Origin of the sequence: Rathayibacter sp. SD072, from assembly GCF_017355185.1 — a bacterium.
In the GTDB taxonomy this organism is placed as follows: Bacteria; Actinomycetota; Actinomycetes; order Actinomycetales; family Microbacteriaceae; genus Rathayibacter.
Genome location: NZ_JADILJ010000062.1, coordinates 1 through 16466, shown reverse-complemented (window position 1 = coordinate 16466; position 16466 = coordinate 1). Strand labels below are relative to the sequence as shown.

The following is a 16466-nucleotide window of genomic DNA, read 5'->3' as shown; positions in this document are numbered from 1 at the left end:
AGGAGACCCCTCATGCGAGCAACACTCATCCACGGCGAGCGCGACGTCCGAGTCGAGGACGTGCCCGAGCCGACCCTGTCGACCGGTCGCGACGCGATCGTCCGCGTGACCGCGGCCTGCGTGTGCGGCTCCGACCTCTGGCCCTACCGCGGCGTCACTCCCACGAAGGAGGCGCACCGCATCGGCCACGAGTTCGTCGGCGTCGTCGAGTCGGTCGGCGACGACGTGCGCGACATCTCCGTCGGCGACTTCGTGATCGCTCCGTTCTACGTCTGCGACGGCACCTGCGCCAACTGCGCCAACGGCGTCTCGACCTCGTGCCTCACCGGCGGCTGGTGGGGCTCCGAGGTCGGCGACGAGGGCTTCGCCGACGGCGCGCAGGGCGAGAAGGTCCGCGTCCCGCTGGCCGACGGCACGCTCTTCAAGGTCGGCACCGACCCCGACCCGGCGCTCATCCCGAGCCTGCTGACCCTGGCCGACGTCATGGGCACCGGCCACCACGCGGCCGTCTCGGCCGGCGTCACCGCGGGCTCGACGGTGGCGGTCGTCGGCGACGGAGCGGTCGGTCTCTGCGCCGTCCTCGCCGCCAAGCGGCTCGGCGCCACCACGATCATCGCGATGTCGCGCCACGAGTCCCGGCAGAACCTCGCCACCCGCTTCGGCGCCACCCACATCGTCGAGACGCGCGGAGACGAGGGAGTGGCCCGCGTGAAGGAGCTCACCGGCGGCATCGGCGCCGACTGCGTGCTCGAGTGCGTCGGCACCAAGGAGTCGATGCAGCAGGCGCTCGACTCGGCCCGCCCCGGCGGCATGGTCGGGTACGTCGGTGTCCCGAACGGCGGCCCGGAGCTGCCCGTGCGCCAGATGTTCGGCTCGAACGTGGGCGTGAACGGCGGAGTCGCCCCCGTCCGCGGCTACATGGAGGAGCTGCTCCCGGACGTCCTCAGCGGTGCGATCGAGCCCGGCCTGGTCTTCGACCTCGAGCTCCCGCTCGAGGAGATCGCGGAAGCGTACGCCGCGATGGACGAGCGCCGCGCGATCAAGACGCTGGTCCGCCCCTAAGGGGGAGAGGGACGTCTTCGCGGCAGGGGGGAGTAGCCTCCCGCGCATGACCGCGTCAGTCCGTGCCGCCGCGAAGGCGTCCCCCTTCCACCCGGATCTCGCGATCGGCCGTTTCCTCCCGCCGATCGTCCTCGGCCCGCGACTGCTGCGCCTCGCCACCCGGCGCGAGGCCGTGGGTGCGGAAGCGCCTCCCGACCTCGTTGTCGACGACCTCGAGATCCCCGGAGCGGACGGCGCTCCGCCGATCCGCGCGCGCAGCTACCGCCCCCGCATCCTGCGCGGCGCCGCTCCCGCCCTCATCTGGGTCCACGGCGGCGGCATGGTCCTCGGCAGCCACCTCCAGGACGAGTCCTCGAACATCGCGTTCGCGCGCACCCTGGGCATCAGCGTCCTCTCGGTCGACTACCGCCTCTCGCCGGCCCACCCCGCCCCGGCCGCGCTCGAGGACGTCGTCGCCGCGTTCCGCTGGCTCGTGGAGCACGCGGACGAGCGCGGTGTCGATCCGACCCGCATCGCGATCGGCGGGGCCAGCGCCGGTGGAGGCCTCGCCGCCGGCGCGACCCTGCTCGCCCACGACCGCGGAGGAGCGCAGCCCGCCTTCCAGCTCCTCGTCTACCCGATGCTCGACGACCGCACGGTGACCCGCCCCGGCCCGACTCCCCGGGGCGTCCGCGTCTGGACCCCCGGCAGCAACCGCTTCGGCTGGACCTCCTACCTCGGCACCGAGCCCGGCGGCGCGCACGTCTCGCCCTACGCCGCTCCCGCCCGGCGCGAGGACCTCGCCGGCCTCCCGCCCGCCTGGATCGGCGTCGGCTCTCTCGACCTCTTCCATGACGAGGACGTCCGCTACGCCGAGCGCCTCCGCGCGGCCGGGGTGCCCTGCGAGCTCGAGATCGTCGACGGGGCGTTCCACGGCTTCGACGCCCTGTTCCGCCGCACCGGAGTGGCGAAGCGCTTCTGGGCCGCGCAGGCCGCCGCGCTCGAGGCGGCGCTCGCTCCGTAACGAGAGCGTGCCGAGAAGGTAATCCGCTCGAAACAGCCGGAGCCTAGGTTCGTTCTCGACCCTGCATCGACCGGGTCCCGCCCGTCGCACTTCTGCTACAACATCGCGTAATCCGGTCCGAACCGGAGAGAGCGACCCCCGCACCCCCTCCGCACCACCTCGCCCTGCGCCGACTTCCGCTACAAAGTAGCGAAAAGCGCCCGGACTCCAGGAGCCTCCATGAAGCGCACCGCCCGCACCTCCCGCCTCGCCCTCGCCGGCACCGTCGTCGCGGCACTCGCCCTCACCGGATGCGGCCGCTCGGCCGACACCGGAGCCGCCGCCGACACCACCACGGTCGACGACTCCGCCGCGACCGGCACCGTCACCCTCTGGGCCCCCGACGGCGACGCCACGCAGCTCGATGCGGTGCTCGCCGACTACACGGCCGAGAACCCGGACCTCGATCTCGAGATCACGCTGGTCCCCTCCGACGAGTACAACACCAAGCTGCAGACGGCGGTCGCCGCCGGCACCGCCCCCGACATCGCGTTCCTCTACACGGAGGCGCAGACGCAGTTCCTCGCGTCCGACGCCTTCGCGCCGGTGCCCGACGGCCTCGTCGACTCCGACAGCTTCTTCGAGGGCTCGTGGGAGGCGGGCGAGCACGACGGCACGACCTACTCGGTGCCCTGGTACGCCTACACGCGCGTCCTCATCTACCGCTCCGATCTCGCGGAGGCCGGCGGAGTGAGCGCGCCGTCGACGTGGGACGAGGCGATCCCGTTCTTCGAGGGCCTCCAGGCAGGCGGCGCCGAGAGCGGATTCGGCGCCGACGTCGGCTGGGACACCTACAACGGCCAGACCCTCGCGACCTTCGCGCACCAGGCCGGCGCCGACCTCCTGAGCGAGGACGGCTCGGAGTGGACGATCGACACCCCCGAGATGCTCGCGGCCGCCGAGTACAACGGCTCCGTCTTCGCCGACGGCATCTCCTCGCCCGACACCCCGCAGTTCCTCGACGCGCAGCCCTACCTCGTGTCGGGGAAGACGGGATCGATGATCAGCGGCCCGTGGGTCGTCGCGACGCTCGACACCACCGCCGAGCAGGAGGGCTGGACCGAGGAGCACATCGGCACCGCCGTGCTCCCCGCCGGCCCCGACAACGCGTCCGGTCAGCTCGCGGGCGGCAGCTGGGGCGTGACCGCCTCCTCCGACAACGCCGCCTCGGCCTGGAAGGTCGTGCGGGCCACCGCCGAGCAGGACACCCAGATCGCGCAGTACGAGGCCGCCGGCAGCATGCCTGCCGTGGTCGACGCCTGGCAGGACCCGGCGATCGCCGACCAGCCCCTGCTCGACGCGTTCTTCGAGCAGCTGCAGAACGTCGAGCCGCTGCCCGCCGTCTCCACGTGGACGCAGGTCTCGACACTGCTCGGCCAGGAGATGGAGAAGGTCGCCCGCGGCAACGAATCGGCCGCCGACGCTCTGAAGGCCGTCCAGCGCCAGGCCGACTCGATCGGCACGGAGTGATCCTGTGGCTCTGACCGCCCTCGCCGGCCGGTCCACGGCGGGAGCGCTGCGCGAGCGCCGCTCCCGCCACGGACGCCACTCCGGCATCGCCTGGCTCTTCCTCGCGCCGTTCGCCGTGATCTTCGCGGTGTTCACGGCGGTCCCGGTGCTCGCCTCCGTCGGCATGAGCCTCACCGACATCCGCGGCACCGATCTGCAGCAGCCGTTCGGAGTCGACTTCACGGGCCTCGAGAACTACGCGGTCCTCCTCGGCGACGGCGCGTTCCTCCGCTCGGTGCTCAACACCCTCTACTTCGTCGTGATCGGGGTGCCGCTGACGATGATGGTGGGCTTCGTGCTGGCCCTGGCGCTGAACTCGGGCATCCGGCGGCTGCGCGGTGTGTTCCGGGCGCTCTTCTACGCTCCGGTCGTCACCAACATCGTCTCGGTGGCGCTGATCTGGCAGTACGCGTTCAACCAGAACGGCACCGTCAACGAGGTGCTCGGAGCGATCGGCTTCGCGGGGCCCAACTGGCTCGGCGACGAGCAGCTCGCCATGCCCGTCGTGATCCTGCTGGGCGTCTGGCGCAACTTCGGCACCGCGATGCTCCTGTTCCTCGCGGGGCTCCAGTCGGTCCCCGAGGACGTCCACGAGGCCGCCTCGCTCGACGGCGCGACCCCCTGGCGCCGCCTGGTCTCGATCACCGTGCCGCTGCTGATGCCCACGACCCTGCTCATCTCGGTGCTGCTCTCGGTCTTCTTCCTCCAGGTCTTCGACGAGCCGTACCTGCTCACGGGCGGCGGTCCGGTCGGCTCCACGGAGTCGATGGCGCTCTACACCTACCGCCAGTTCGGCTTCGGGAACATCGGCGTTTCGTCGGCCGCCTCCTTCCTCCTCCTGCTCATCGTCGCGCTCGTCAGCGCGCTGCAGTTCCGTCTGCTGAGGTCCCGCTCATGACCACCACCGCCGCCCGTCCGCCCGTCGCCCCGCCGCCCGCCGCACCGCGTCCGCCGGCCCGCGAGACCACCACTCGCGCGATCGCCGAGCGCCGGCGGCACCTCGTGCTCTACCCGGTGCTCGCCGTGCTCGCGGCGATCACGCTGCTGCCCTTCGTCTGGGTGATCTCGGGATCGCTCCGCACCACGGCCGACATCAGCGCGGACCCCGGCGCTTGGCTCCCGTCGGCGGTGACGCTCGACAACTTCGCGCGCCTGTTCTCGCAGGCGGGCTTCAGCGGCTACCTCGCCAACAGCCTCGTCGTCGCCGGCGTCGTGGTGGCGGGTAACGTCGTGGCCGCGGCCGCCGCCGGCTACGCCCTCGCGAAGCTCGACTTCGCCGGGAAGCGGTTCGCGATGGCCGCGGTGCTGATCTCGCTGATGATGCCGTTCTCGGCGGTCTTCGTGCCGCAGTTCGTCGTCACGGTGCGCCTGGGGCTCGTGAACACCCTGGCCGGCATCGCGCTGCCCTCGCTCGTGCTGCCGATCTCGATCTTCATCGTCCGCCAGTTCGCCGAGAGCATCCCGGAGGAGCTGCTCGAGGCCGCGCGGATCGACGGGGCGAGCGAGCTGCGGATCTTCGCGCAGGTGTTCCTGCCGCTGGCCGGACCCGCTCTCGCGACGGTGACGATCATGTCGTTCCTCGCCGCGTGGAACAACTTCATCTGGCCGCTCCTGGTCGCGCAGGACGCCTCGACCTACACGCTCCCCGTCGGGCTCGCGGCGACGCGGCAGGCGGCCCAGAACGTGACCGACTACGGGCTCGTGCTGGCCGGCGCGGTCGTCGTGATGCTGCCGGTTCTGGTGCTCTTCCTGCTCCTGCAGCGTTACTTCGTGCAGGGTATCGTCGCGACGGGGATGAAGTGAGCGGAGCGTCGGGCGTGGAGATCGTGGTCGAGGCCGCTTGCGGAGCCGTCGTCGGACGGGCGGCGGGGGGCGTCGCCCGGTTCCTCGGGGTGCCGTTCGCCGAGGCGCCGACGGGTGCGCGCCGCTTCACCCCGCCCGAGCCCCGAGCCGCCTTCACGGCGCCGTTCGACGCCTCGAGCTGCGGAGCGACCCCGCAGCGGGGCCGGCCGTTCGAGTTCACGACGATCCCCGAGCACTCGATCCCCGGTGAGGACTCGCTGAGCGTCAACGTGTTCGCCCCGCTCGGCGCCGACGCCCTCCCCGTGCTGGTCTACCTGCACGGCGGCGGGTACGTGACCGGAGCCGCCTCCAGCGACTGGCACGAGGGGTCGGCCTTCGCGCGGGACGGCGTGATCGTCGTGACCGCGTCCTACCGGCTCGGCATCGACGGCTTCGGCGTGGTCGACGGCGACGCCAACCGCGGTGTCCGCGACTGGCTGCAGGCGCTGCGCTGGGTCCGGGTGAACATCGCGTCCTTCGGCGGTGACCCCGATCGGGTGACGATCGCCGGGCAGTCCGCCGGGGGCGGCGCGGTCCTGACCCTCCTCGGCTGCGCGGAGGCGCAGCCCCTGTTCGCCCGCGCCGTCGCGATCTCGCCGACCGACCGCAGCGTGCCGCTCGCGGAGGCGGAGGAGCAGCTCGCGGCGTTCGCCCACTCCCTCGGCGTCCCGCCGACCGCCGTGGGGCTCGCCTCGCTCGACCGCGACGGCCTGTCCGAGACGGTCGCGCTGACGATGATGCCCGGGTCCGCGCACTCGATCGTGCTCGCGCCCGTCTGGGGCGACGCGCTGCTCCCGCTCCCGGTGGCGGAGGCGACCGCGCACGCCGGCCGCGACACGCCGCTCCTGATCGGGGCGACCGCCGACGAGTTCGACAGCCCGCGCATCGAGCGCGCGGAGGGCGCACCCCCGCGCGCCACCGACCTGCTGTTCCGCCGGGCGGTCCTGCAGGCCGCGCGCAACCGCGGCTCCGCGCCCACCTGGCTGTACTCCTTCGACTGGGTCTCGCCGGTGGTCGGCGGCGCCGCGCACTGCCTCGATCTGCCGTTCTTCTTCGACCACCTCGACGCGGAGGGCACCGAGCGCGTGCTGGGCGCGACTCCTCCGCAGGCGCTCGCCGACCTGATGCACTCCGAGCTCGTCGCCTTCGTGCGCGGCCAGGAGCCGCACTGGTCCGCAGCGAGAGGAGTCGCGGGAGACGCCGTCCGCGTCTACGACGACACCCCGTCGGTCGTGCCCGGGCGCTTCGACGACGTGCTTCCCCTCCTCGCGGATGTCCGCGCATGAGGGCCGGAGTCGACCCGAGCACCCTCCGCCGCCTCAACTCCGGAGTCGTGCTGCGCGCGCTCGCCGAGCACGACGCGCCGGTGACCACGGCGGTCCTGGTGCGCGAAGTCGCCCTGTCGCGCCGCACGGTCGAGCTGATCCTCGCGGGCCTGTCCGCCGCGGGCTGGGTGGACGAGACGGCGCCCGACCCGGCGCGATCGGACGTCGGTCGCCCGCCGCGCACCTTCCGCTTCCGCGCCGACCGCGCGCTCGTCGCAGCGGTCCGCATCGACACGGACTTCGCCACCGCGGTCGTCTGCGACATCCGCGGCCGGATCCTCGGCCGGTCGATGCGGGCCCTGCGCGACTACCACTCGCCCGAGGCCGCCGTCGAGGACGCCGTCCTCGCGGTCGAGGCCGCGGTCGCCGAGTCGGGGCTCCCGCGCGAGCGGATCCGCGCGGGTGCGATCGCCGCGGGTGGCGCGATCGACGAGGACGGCGTCGTCAGCCGACTCGTCAACTCCGAGCGGTGGAACGGGTTCGCCCTGGCCGACGCCGTGTCGGCGCGGCTGGGCGTGCCGGTCTTCGCCGACAACGACGCCAACCTCGCGGCGCTCGCCGAGCGCTGGCGAGGGGTGTCGGCCGACGCCCCCACCTCGGCCTGGTGCATCTTCGGCAACCGCACCGGCATCGGCCTGGTCATCGGCGGCTCCGTGCACCGCGGCTTCCGCGGAGCGGCGGGCGAGGTGGTCGAGGCCGGCGCGATGGGGGCGAGCCGGATGGAGGACACTCCGTTCGGCCGTCTGACCTCGCCTCGGCGCAGCGACCGGGAGGCGGCTCTCGCGGCCGTGGAGGCGGCGCGCGCCGGCGATCCGGTCGCGTTGCGGGAGCTCGACGCCTTCGCCGCGCACCTCGCCGAACTGCTCTCGACCCTGGCCTGGACGGTGTCGCCCGATCTGTTCGTCCTCGGCGGCGGGCTGGAGGATGCGGACGACCTGCTGCTCCCGCGCGTGGCCGAGGCGATGCGCCGGCTGCGCACCCTCGACGTGTCCGTCCGCTCGACGGGCCTCGGGGCCGATGCGCCGCTGATCGGCGCCGTCAAGTCCGCGCTGGACCGCATGGACGCCGAGTTCTTCGGTCCGACCCTGGCCGCCACGGCCGACTGACCCCTCTTCTTCCCCTCACCCGCGCCGCCGCGCGGCACGACAGGAGCACCATGCCCGAGACCACCACCCCCGTCGACGTCCTGCTCGTCGGCAGCGGCATCATGGGGGCCGCGATCGCCCGGGGGCTGCGCGACGCCGACCCCGCCGTCCGCCTCCTGATGATCGACGGCGGCCCGGCCGTCGGCTCCGTCCCCGGACTGCACCTGCACGACAGCGAGGAGCCCGAGATCTGGAGCCGCTACAACCAGCGCGTGGCGACCGGGGTGCAGGGCATGTACACCGGCGCCGACGTCACTCCCGACATCACCGACGAGCTCCGCTCGGTCGCGCCCGGCATGTACAACCTCTCGGCGATGGGCGAGGACGCGGGCGCGATGCCCGCGACCGCGGTGTCGTGGAACGTCGGCGGCATGGGCGTGCACTGGACGGCGGCGACCCCGTGGCCGGCCGGTGACGAGGTCTTCGACGGCGGCGACCCGGTGCAGTGGGAGGAGGACCTCGCCCGGGCGCGCGAGCTGCTCGACGTGCACGCCTCCCCGCTGGGTCCGACCGCTCCGGGACGCATCGTGCTGGACGTGCTCGAGGACGCGTTCGGCGCGGTCAGCGCCGACGGGCGCCACCCCCAGCCGATGCCGATGGCCGTCGCCGGCAACCCCTCCGGCCCCCTGCTGCGCACCGGCCCCAGCCGGATCTTCCCGCCGATCGCGCACGGCGGCGACGAGGCGTTCGAGCTGCGTCCCGGCACCCTGGCGATCGCGATCCTCCGCGACGGCGATCGCGCCGTCGGAGTCCGCGTGCGCGAGACGGCCACGGGCCGCGAGTACGACATCGAGGCGCGCACCGTGATGGTCTGCGCCGACGTGGTGCGCACTCCCCAGCTGCTGTTCGCGTCGGGCATCCGGCCGGCGGCGCTCGGCCGGTACCTCAACGAGCACGCCTTCGTCACCGGCCGGGTCGTGATGGACCTCGAGCGCTTCGGTCTGACCCCGGAGTCGCTCCCGCGCCTGCGCGAGGGCGAGTTCGCCGTCGATTCGCTCTGGCTGCCGCAGAACGGCGAGGACCAGCCGTTCCACGGGCAGATCATGAACACCGTCTTCATCGATGAGGAGCACCGTCCGTTCGCCTACTCGGTCGGGCTGTCGTTCTACACGCCGGTCGAATCGCGCTCCGAGAACCGGCTCGTGTTCTCGGAGGAGGAGACCGACGTGACCGGTCTGCCCCGGCTCCGCGTCGAGTTCGAGTACAGCGACCGCGACCGCGAGCTGATCGCGGCGGCGCAGGAGCGGATCCGCGACATCGCCGAGCGCTTCGGGTCCTTCGATCCGCTGACCGAGAGCGCGGTGCTCGCTCCCGGCTCCTCGCTGCACCTCACCGGCACCGTCCGCTCGGGAGCCGTGGACGACGGGACGAGCGTCTGCGACCCGTCCGGCCGCGTCTGGGGCGTCGACGGCCTCTACGTCGCCGGCAACGGAGTGATCCCGACCCCGGTCGTCTGCAATGCCACGCTGACGGGGACGGTCACCGCCGTCCGCGCCACGCGCGCGGTGCTCGCCGAGCTCGCGGCCGCCCGCGTCTGATCCCCCCTTACCCACCCGAACCGTCCCCAGGAGGACCCGTGAAGATCGACCAGCTCGCCACCCGCTACGAGATCGCCCTGCCCGCGTGGATCGAGGACGCCCTCCGCGACGTCCCCGAGGTCCTGCCCGAGCGCGAGGACCGCATGGCCCTCGTGCACGCGCTCGCCGACCGCAACTTCCGCGAGGGCAACGGCGGCCCGTTCGCCGCGATCGTCGTCGAGCGCGACTCCGGCCGCCTCGTCTCGGTCGGAGTGAACGTCGTCCTCGCGAGCGGAGTCTCCTCCGGGCACGCGGAGGTCACCGCCCTCGGCCTCGCCCAGACCGCGATCGGCTCCTGGGACCTCGGCGGCGAGGGGCAGCCCGCGCACGAGCTCGTCGTCAACTGGCGCCCGTGCGTGCAGTGCTACGGAGCCACGCTGTGGTCGGGCGTGCGCCGTCTCGTCGTCGCGGGGTCGGGCCCCGAGCTCGAGGAGATCACCACGTTCGACGAGGGCCCCATGCGCGAGGACTGGGCCGCCGCCTTCGAGGCGCGCGGCATCGAGGTCGTCGACGGCGTGCTCCGCGACGAGGCGCTCGCCGTCTTCCACGCCTACCGCGCCCACGTCGACGAGGGCACCGTCCTCGTCTACAACGCCCGCGCCGCCGACTGACCGACCGCACCACCGCTTCAGGAAAGAGGACCGCCGTGCTCCGCCGCTCCCAGTTCGCGCTCAACGCCATCCAGTGGATCAACGTCAAGGCCGATCCGACCGACCCGTCGAGCGAGTCGCTCTGGCGCTTCGCCGATCCGCACTTCCGTGCCGAGTACCCGGACGTGCTCCGCGAGATCCGCGAGGCGGGCTTCGGGGCGACCATGCTCGAGGTGCTCTCGACGCAGACTCTGCAGGACTACGCCCGCATGATCGAGGACTCGGGGCTCGCGCTCGCCCCCGGCTACGCCTCCGTCGCGCTGCCGGAGGACTCCGGCCGGAAGTTCGCCCGCGGCTCGGCGGAGTGGATCCACTGGTTCGACGGAGTGCGGCGCAAGGCCGAGGAGTCGAACTACGTCGGCCTCGACACGGTCTTCCTCGCCCCCGAGGTGAGCTTCGAGCCGGGCGTCGTGCGCACTCGCGAGGCGGTGGCGGTCGGAGCCGTCTTCGACGAGGGCCGGCTGGACCGCGTCATCGAGATCCTGGGCGAGGCGGCGGAGGTGCTGCGCGCGGAGGGGGTGCACGCGGGCCTGCACAACCACGTGGGCACGTGGGTCGAGACGGAGCACGAGATCGACCGCGTCCTCGGCGCGATCGACGCCGACCTGCTGGGCGCCTCGTTCGACATCGGCCACCTCGTCTGGGCGGGCATCGACCCGATCGCGATCCTCGAGCGCCACTCCGATCGCCTCCTCGATCTGCACGTGAAGGACCTGCACCTGGGCATCGCGGAGTCGAGCCGGGCCGTGCCCACGGCCTACGACCGCGCGACCGACGCCGGGATCTTCCTCGAGCCCGGGCTCGGCGGCATCGACCTCGACGGCGTGCTCGCGGCGCTGCCCGAGGACTTCGGCGGCTGGATCATCGTCGAGGTCGACCGGGCGAGCTTGCCCCCAGCCGAGAGCGCGAAGGTCAGCGGGGCCTGGCTCGACCGGGTCGCGACGGCCTGAACGGGCGAGCCGCCCCCGATCGGTCGGGGGCGGCTCGGGAGTCAGTTGCTGCCAGGCGTGTACGTCTCGGAGGCGCGCCACCAGTCGTCGAACATCGAGAGCGGCACCTGCCGCTTGTGCTCGGTGGCGGCGTAGCGCGCCTCGATCGCCTCGGCGACGGCGGGATCGACGTCTCCGCCCTCGAGGTACTCGTCGAGATCGGCGTAGACGAGTCCCAGGTTCGACTCGTCGGTCTGCCCGGGGTTCTCATCGAGGAGGTCGGCCGTCGGCGCCTTCTCGTACAGGCGCGCGGGGGCGTCGAGGTGCTCGAGGAGGGAGCGGCCCTGGCGCTTGGTGAGGCCCGTCAGCGGGAGGACGTCGGCTCCGCCGTCGCCGAACTTCGTGAAGAAGCCGGTCACGGCCTCGGCCGCGTGGTCGGTGCCGACGACGAGCATGCCCGCCTGCCCGGCGATCGCGTACTGCGCGATCATGCGCGCGCGGGCCTTGACGTTGCCCTTCACGAAGTCCGAGATCGGCTCGCCGACCGCGTCGCCGAAGGCCGCGGCGATGCCGTCGACGCCCTGGTGGATGTCGAAGGTCACCAGCCGGTCCGGACGGATGAAGGACAGCGCGAGCTGCGCGTCCTCCTCGTCGGCCTGGACCCGGTAGGGCAGGCGCACCGCGATGAAGGAGGCGTCGCCTCCGCCCGCGCGCACCTGCTCGACGGCGAGCTGGCAGAGCCGGCCGGCCAGGCTCGAGTCCTGCCCGCCGCTGATGCCGAGCACGAGGCCCTCGGCGCCGGTGTGGCGGAGGTAGTCGGCGAGGAAGCCGACGCGCCGTTCGACCTCGACGGCCGGATCGACGGTGGGGGAGACGTGGAGCTCGGAGATGATCTGCTGCTGGAGGTCACGCACGGCTTCACGCTACTCCCGATGCCGCCGCCCGTCCGGACTTCGGAGCCGACCCGGAGCGTTCGGCCCGCCTCTGCTGGTCGAGCCGCCGCCGGAGGCGCGTATTGAGACGCTCCTGTGCCAGGGGACGGGGATCTCGATACATCCGTTGCGCGGACTACTCGATCAGCGGGGGGAGGGAGCCGCCCTCGGTCCTCCGCCCTCCGCGAGGGGAGCGCAGGCGGTCGAGTGGTCGTCGATCGGGCCCTGACGTGTCCGCGAGGCCCGGTCCGCGACGACTCAGGGCGGCGCCCGTCGACGAGTCGCCGCGAGTCGGGCTCCGCAGTGTCCGCGGACCGCGTTCCGCGACCACTCGCGGACGCGCTCTCCTGTGCGCGACGCCCCGCGCCCCCCTCAGCCGCGCGCCGCGACGATCCGCGCGATCCGCTCGGGCACCGTGTCGTCCTGCAGGCTCGTCACGTCGCCCAGGGCCCGTCCGTCGCGGATGTCGCCGAGCAGGCGCCGCATGATCTTGCCCGAGCGGGTCTTCGGCAGGTCCGGCACGATCACCACGTCGCGCGGCTTCGCGATCGGCCCGATCGCCGTCGCGACGTGCTCGCGCAGCACGCTCGAGAGGTCCGAGGCGAGCCCGTTCCAGTAGGCGGGGTCGTCCTGCGCCCGGTCGACCGCCTCGTCGGAGGGGATCACGAAGGCCGCGATCGCCTGACCGGTCGTGGCGTCCTCGACTCCGACGACCCCCGCTTCTCCGACGGCCGGGTGCGCGACGAGCGCCGATTCGATCTCGATCGTCGACAGCCGGTGGCCGGAGACGTTGATCACGTCGTCCACGCGCCCCAGCACCCAGATGTCACCGTCGGCGTCGTACTTCGCGCCGTCGCCCGAGAAGAAGTAGCCCTGCTCGGCGAAGCGCGCCCAGTAGGAGTCGCGGTACCGCTCCGGGTTCCCCCAGACGGTGCGCGCGAGCGCCGGCCCGGTGCGGTCGACGACGAGGTAGCCGCCGGAGCCGTTCGGCACGCGCTGCCCCGCGTCGTCGACGACGAGCGTGGTGAGCCCGGGCAGCGCGCCGAGCGAGGACCCGGGCTTCAGCGTCGAGACGCCGGGCAGCGGGCACATGACGGCCGCGCCGGTCTCGGACTGCCACCAGGTGTCGACGATCGGGCAGCGCCCGCCGCCGATCCGCTCGTGGAACCAGACCCACGCCTCGGGGTTGATCGACTCGCCGACGGTGCCGAGCAGCCGCAGGCTCGACAGGTCGTACTGCGCGGGCACGCCGTCGGGGAACCAGGTCATGAGCGTGCGGATCAGCGTCGGCGCCGTGTAGTAGACGGTCACTCCGTAGCGCTCGATGATCTCGAAGTGCCGGGCGGTGTGCGGAGTGTTCGGCGTGCCCTCGTAGATCACCTGCGTGAGCCCGTTCGAGAGCGGCCCGTAGATCTCGTAGGTGTGCGCGGTGACCCAGGCGAGGTCGGCGGTGCACCAGTGCACGTCGTCGGGCTTCGCGTCGAAGAGCGCCCAGTGCGTCCACGAGGCCTGCGTGAGGTAGCCGCCGCTCGTGTGCACGAGCCCCTTGGGCTTCCCGGTCGTGCCCGAGGTGTAGATGATGAACAGCGGGGTCTCGGAGTCGAACGCCTCGGCCTCGTGCACGTCGCTCGCGGTGTCGACGACGTCGTGCCACCAGACGTCGCGGCCGGGAGTCCAGGGCAGGTCGGGCGTCTCGTCGCCGGTGCGTCGGACGACCAGCACGTGCTCGATCGACCCGACGCCCGCGACGGCGTGGTCGGCGTTCGCCTTGACCGGAACGGCCGCCCCGCGGCGGAACTGGCCGTCGGTCGTGACGAGCAGCTTCGCTCCGGTGTCCTCCACGCGGAACCGGACCGCCTCGGCCGAGAAGCCGCCGAAGACGAGGGAGTGGATCGCTCCGATGCGGGCGATCGCGAGGGTGATCACGACGGTCTCGGGGATCACCGGGAGGTACACGACGACGCGGTCGCCCTTCCCGACGCCCAGCGCCGTCAGGGCGTTCGCGGCCTTCGAGACCTCGCGCTGCAGGTCGGAGTAGGTCAGGGTGCGGCGGTCGCCGCGCTCACCCTCGAAGTGCAGGGCCGCCTTGTCGCCGCGCCCGGCGTCGACGTGGCGGTCGACGCAGTTCACCGCGACGTTCAGGCGACCGCCCTCGAACCAGGTCGCGCGGGGCACCGAGAGGGTGCCGTCGTCCTGTGGCAGCGCGGGCTCCCAGGTGTGCGCGGTCGTCCACGGCTCGGCCCAGTCGAGGCGCCGGGCGGCCTCCTCCCAGAACGCGACCGGATCGGCGGCCGCCCGCGCGTACTCGTCCGCGCCCACGTTCGCCTGCGCGGCGAACGACTCGGGGGCGGGGAAGCGGCGGGTCTCCTCGAGGAGGCTCGCGATCGTGTCGGTCATGACGTCGTCCTTTCGGAGGGGGAGGGCACGGTGCTCACGCCCACTTCGCCACGGCGTAGCGCTGGAACACGCCCACCACGGCGTCGGTGAGCTTGCCGAGCACCGCGAGCAGGATGATCGCGAGGAACACGCGGTCGATCCGCCCGTTGTTCTGGCTGTCGATGAGCCGGAAGCCCAGACCCATCGACGAGGCGATCAGCTCGGACGCGACGAGGAACAGCCACGACTGGGCGAGAGCGAGCCGGAGCCCCGCGATGACCGCGGGCACGACGGCCGGCAGCTGCACGGTGGTGAAGAGCCGGACGCCGGACAGCCCGAAGGCGCGCCCCGCCTCGACCAGGTGGCGGTCGACGTGGCCCAGAGCCGTGGCGACGGTGGTGAACACGGGGAAGAACGCACCGATCGTGATCAGCGTGATCTTCGACTCCTCGCCGATGCCGAGCCAGAGCAGCAGCAGGGGCACCCACGCGAGCGAGGGCACCGCCCGGATCGCGCCGAGGGTCGGGCCGAGCAGGACCTCCCAGACCCGCGAGAGCCCGAAGAGCGCCCCGATCACGAGGCCGAGGGCCGAGCCGATCGCGAAGCCGATCAGCACGCGCTGCGTCGAGATCGCGACGTCCTGGCCGAGGTCGCCGCGCTGGGCAAGATCCAGCCCCGCCGCCCACACCATCGCCGGCGAGGGGAACACCGACAGCGACACGAGGCCCGTGGTGGTCGCGATCTGCCAGGCGAGCAGCAGCACGATCGGCAGGACCGCCCCGCCGACCACGACGAACCAGCGCTTCGACGTCAGCGGACGGGCGTGCGCGGCGGAGTCGTCGCGGAGCCGCTTCTGCGACGCCCCCACGCTGGGCCCCACGACCGCGGCGCCGACCGCGCCCGGCGCCTGCACCGTCCCGGTGCTGCGCCTGATCAGGTCGGCGTCGGTCGTCTCGGCGTCGGTCGTCCGGTCGTCACGGATCGCCATGGTCGTCTCCTCGTGAGCGGTGGATCGGGGACGGAGCGGCTCAGCCGATCGCGTCGGGGTCCGCGGCCTTCGCGTAGGTGTCGTCGAGCAGCGTGTCGAGCGCCTCGTCGACCTGGTCCTGCGAGGCGACGTCGCCGTTCGCGACGAAGATCGGGCCGATCACGGCGAGCACGTCGGTCTGCGCGGAGCCGGGCACGTTGTCGACGTCGAGGTTGCTGCGCTCGGTGATGACGGTGGTGGCGACCGCGACGTCGAGACCGGCGACGGAGGCGAGGATGCTCGCGGTCTCCTCCTGGTTCTCGAGCGCCCAGGCCCGGGCGTGCTCGTAGGCGTTCACGACGGTCTGCGCGAGGTCCGGCTTCTCGGCGAGGAAGCTCTCGGTGGCGTTGAGCAGGCCGTAGGAGTTGAAGTCGACGTTGCGGTAGAGCAGGGTCGCTCCGGCCGCCTCGGCGCCCGCCATGATCGGGTCGAGCCCGGCCCACGCGTCGACCGAGCCGTTCTGCAGCGCGGCCCAGCCGTCGGCGTGCTGCAGGTTCTGCACGGTGACGTCGTCGATCCCGAGACCGGCCTCCTCGAGCGCCTGCACGAGGAAGAAGTAGGGGTCGGTGCCCTTGGTCGCGGCGATCTGCTTGCCCGCGAGCTGCTCGACGCTCGTGATGCCCGAGCCCGCGTGGACGACGAGCGCCGACCACTCCGGCTGCGAGAAGATGTCGATCGTCTTGATCGTCGAGCCGTTGGAGCGGGCGAGCAGGGCCGCGGAGCCGGCGGTCGAGCCGACGTCGATCGCTCCGGCGCGCAGCGCCTCGTTGGCCTTGTTGGACCCGGCCGACTGCACCCAGGTGACCGTGACCTGCTGCTCGGCGAGAGCCGCCTCGAGCCAGCCCTTCTCCTTGATCACCAGGCTCAGCGGGTTGTAGGTGGCGAAGTCGAGCGTCAGCGTGCCGCCCTGCGTGACGGCGCCCTCGGCTGCATCGGCGGTGGCGGCCGCGGCGCCGCCGGAGCCCTCGCCCTGCACGCAGCCCGCGAGCAGGGGAACGGCGGCGGCGGTGAGCAGGCCGGCGAGAGCGGTGCGGCGCGTGAGCGCGGTGG

Annotated in this window: 14 protein-coding genes; 10 read left to right on the top strand and 4 right to left on the bottom strand. The window is 72.7% G+C overall.

Annotated features, from left to right (window positions below; all coding sequences use genetic code 11):
* The first annotated feature begins 12 nt into the window (after positions 1 to 12).
* The 10 genes from IOC53_RS17190 to IOC53_RS17145 all read left to right on the top strand — a co-directional run bounded on the left by IOC53_RS17190 (position 13) and on the right by IOC53_RS17145 (position 11102).
* Positions 13 to 1062, top strand: a complete 1050-nt coding sequence (locus tag IOC53_RS17190; protein ID WP_207407653.1) for a zinc-dependent alcohol dehydrogenase family protein — start codon at positions 13 to 15, stop codon at positions 1060 to 1062.
* Between the two features lie 46 nt (positions 1063 to 1108).
* The gene (locus IOC53_RS17185) at positions 1109 to 2065 is read left to right on the top strand and encodes an alpha/beta hydrolase (protein ID WP_207407647.1); all 957 of its coding nucleotides are present in this window, start codon (positions 1109 to 1111) and stop codon (positions 2063 to 2065) included.
* Positions 2066 to 2284: 219 nt separating this feature from the next.
* Positions 2285 to 3574, top strand: coding sequence for an extracellular solute-binding protein (locus tag IOC53_RS17180; protein ID WP_207407645.1), 1290 nt, complete (start codon positions 2285 to 2287; stop codon positions 3572 to 3574).
* Positions 3575 to 3578: 4 nt separating this feature from the next.
* Complete coding sequence (locus IOC53_RS17175; RefSeq protein WP_307786238.1) at positions 3579 to 4511, top strand: sugar ABC transporter permease; 933 nt, start codon at positions 3579 to 3581, stop codon at positions 4509 to 4511.
* Complete coding sequence (locus tag IOC53_RS17170; RefSeq protein WP_207407644.1) at positions 4508 to 5416, top strand: carbohydrate ABC transporter permease; 909 nt, start codon at positions 4508 to 4510, stop codon at positions 5414 to 5416. Before IOC53_RS17175 ends, IOC53_RS17170 begins: the two co-directional genes overlap by 4 nt.
* 14 nt (positions 5417 to 5430) lie before the next feature.
* Complete coding sequence (locus tag IOC53_RS17165; RefSeq protein ID WP_307786237.1) at positions 5431 to 6741, top strand: carboxylesterase family protein; 1311 nt, start codon at positions 5431 to 5433, stop codon at positions 6739 to 6741.
* Positions 6738 to 7886 (top strand): ROK family protein, encoded by a 1149-nt coding sequence (locus IOC53_RS17160; RefSeq protein ID WP_207407642.1) that lies wholly within the window; start codon positions 6738 to 6740, stop codon positions 7884 to 7886. Before IOC53_RS17165 ends, IOC53_RS17160 begins: the two co-directional genes overlap by 4 nt.
* A 50-nt stretch (positions 7887 to 7936) precedes the next feature.
* Positions 7937 to 9463 (top strand): GMC oxidoreductase, encoded by a 1527-nt coding sequence (locus IOC53_RS17155; protein ID WP_207407641.1) that lies wholly within the window; start codon positions 7937 to 7939, stop codon positions 9461 to 9463.
* A 38-nt stretch (positions 9464 to 9501) separates the two neighbouring features.
* Positions 9502 to 10113 carry a nucleoside deaminase gene (locus tag IOC53_RS17150; RefSeq protein ID WP_207407640.1) on the top strand — a complete coding sequence of 204 codons (612 nt, stop codon included), beginning with the start codon at positions 9502 to 9504 and terminating at the stop codon, positions 10111 to 10113.
* 35 nt (positions 10114 to 10148) lie between these two features.
* A complete protein-coding gene (locus tag IOC53_RS17145) occupies positions 10149 to 11102 on the top strand; it encodes a sugar phosphate isomerase/epimerase (RefSeq protein WP_207407638.1) in 954 nt (317 codons plus the stop codon).
* Positions 11103 to 11143: 41 nt separating this feature from the next.
* Here IOC53_RS17145 and nadE read toward each other — a convergent pair whose 3' ends face one another.
* The 4 genes from nadE to IOC53_RS17125 all read right to left on the bottom strand — a co-directional run.
* Positions 11144 to 11995, bottom strand: coding sequence for an ammonia-dependent NAD(+) synthetase (gene nadE / locus IOC53_RS17140; RefSeq protein WP_207407636.1), 852 nt, complete (start codon positions 11993 to 11995; stop codon positions 11144 to 11146).
* Between the two features lie 390 nt (positions 11996 to 12385).
* A complete protein-coding gene (gene acs / locus IOC53_RS17135) occupies positions 12386 to 14410 on the bottom strand; it encodes an acetate--CoA ligase (RefSeq protein ID WP_207407628.1) in 2025 nt (674 codons plus the stop codon).
* 34 nt (positions 14411 to 14444) lie between these two features.
* On the bottom strand, positions 14445 to 15377 hold the full coding sequence (locus IOC53_RS17130) for an ABC transporter permease (protein ID WP_207407627.1): 933 nt from the start codon (positions 15375 to 15377) through the stop codon (positions 14445 to 14447).
* A 40-nt stretch (positions 15378 to 15417) separates the two neighbouring features.
* A partial coding sequence (locus tag IOC53_RS17125) for an aliphatic sulfonate ABC transporter substrate-binding protein (protein ID WP_307786236.1) occupies positions 15418 to 16466 on the bottom strand: 1049 nt, incomplete at its 5' end.

Excerpts from the sequence above, each read along its gene's own strand:
- IOC53_RS17190 (WP_207407653.1), top strand. The coding sequence starts at position 13 with ATGCGAGCAACACTCATCCACGGCGAGCGCGACGTCCGAGTCGAGGAC.
- IOC53_RS17185 (WP_207407647.1), top strand. The coding sequence starts at position 1,109 with ATGACCGCGTCAGTCCGTGCCGCCGCGAAGGCGTCCCCCTTCCACCCG.
- IOC53_RS17180 (WP_207407645.1), top strand. The coding sequence starts at position 2,285 with ATGAAGCGCACCGCCCGCACCTCCCGCCTCGCCCTCGCCGGCACCGTC.
- IOC53_RS17170 (WP_207407644.1), top strand. The coding sequence starts at position 4,508 with ATGACCACCACCGCCGCCCGTCCGCCCGTCGCCCCGCCGCCCGCCGCA.
- IOC53_RS17160 (WP_207407642.1), top strand. The coding sequence starts at position 6,738 with ATGAGGGCCGGAGTCGACCCGAGCACCCTCCGCCGCCTCAACTCCGGA.
- IOC53_RS17155 (WP_207407641.1), top strand. The coding sequence starts at position 7,937 with ATGCCCGAGACCACCACCCCCGTCGACGTCCTGCTCGTCGGCAGCGGC.
- acs (WP_207407628.1), bottom strand. The coding sequence starts at position 14,410 with ATGACCGACACGATCGCGAGCCTCCTCGAGGAGACCCGCCGCTTCCCC.
- IOC53_RS17130 (WP_207407627.1), bottom strand. The coding sequence starts at position 15,377 with ATGGCGATCCGTGACGACCGGACGACCGACGCCGAGACGACCGACGCC.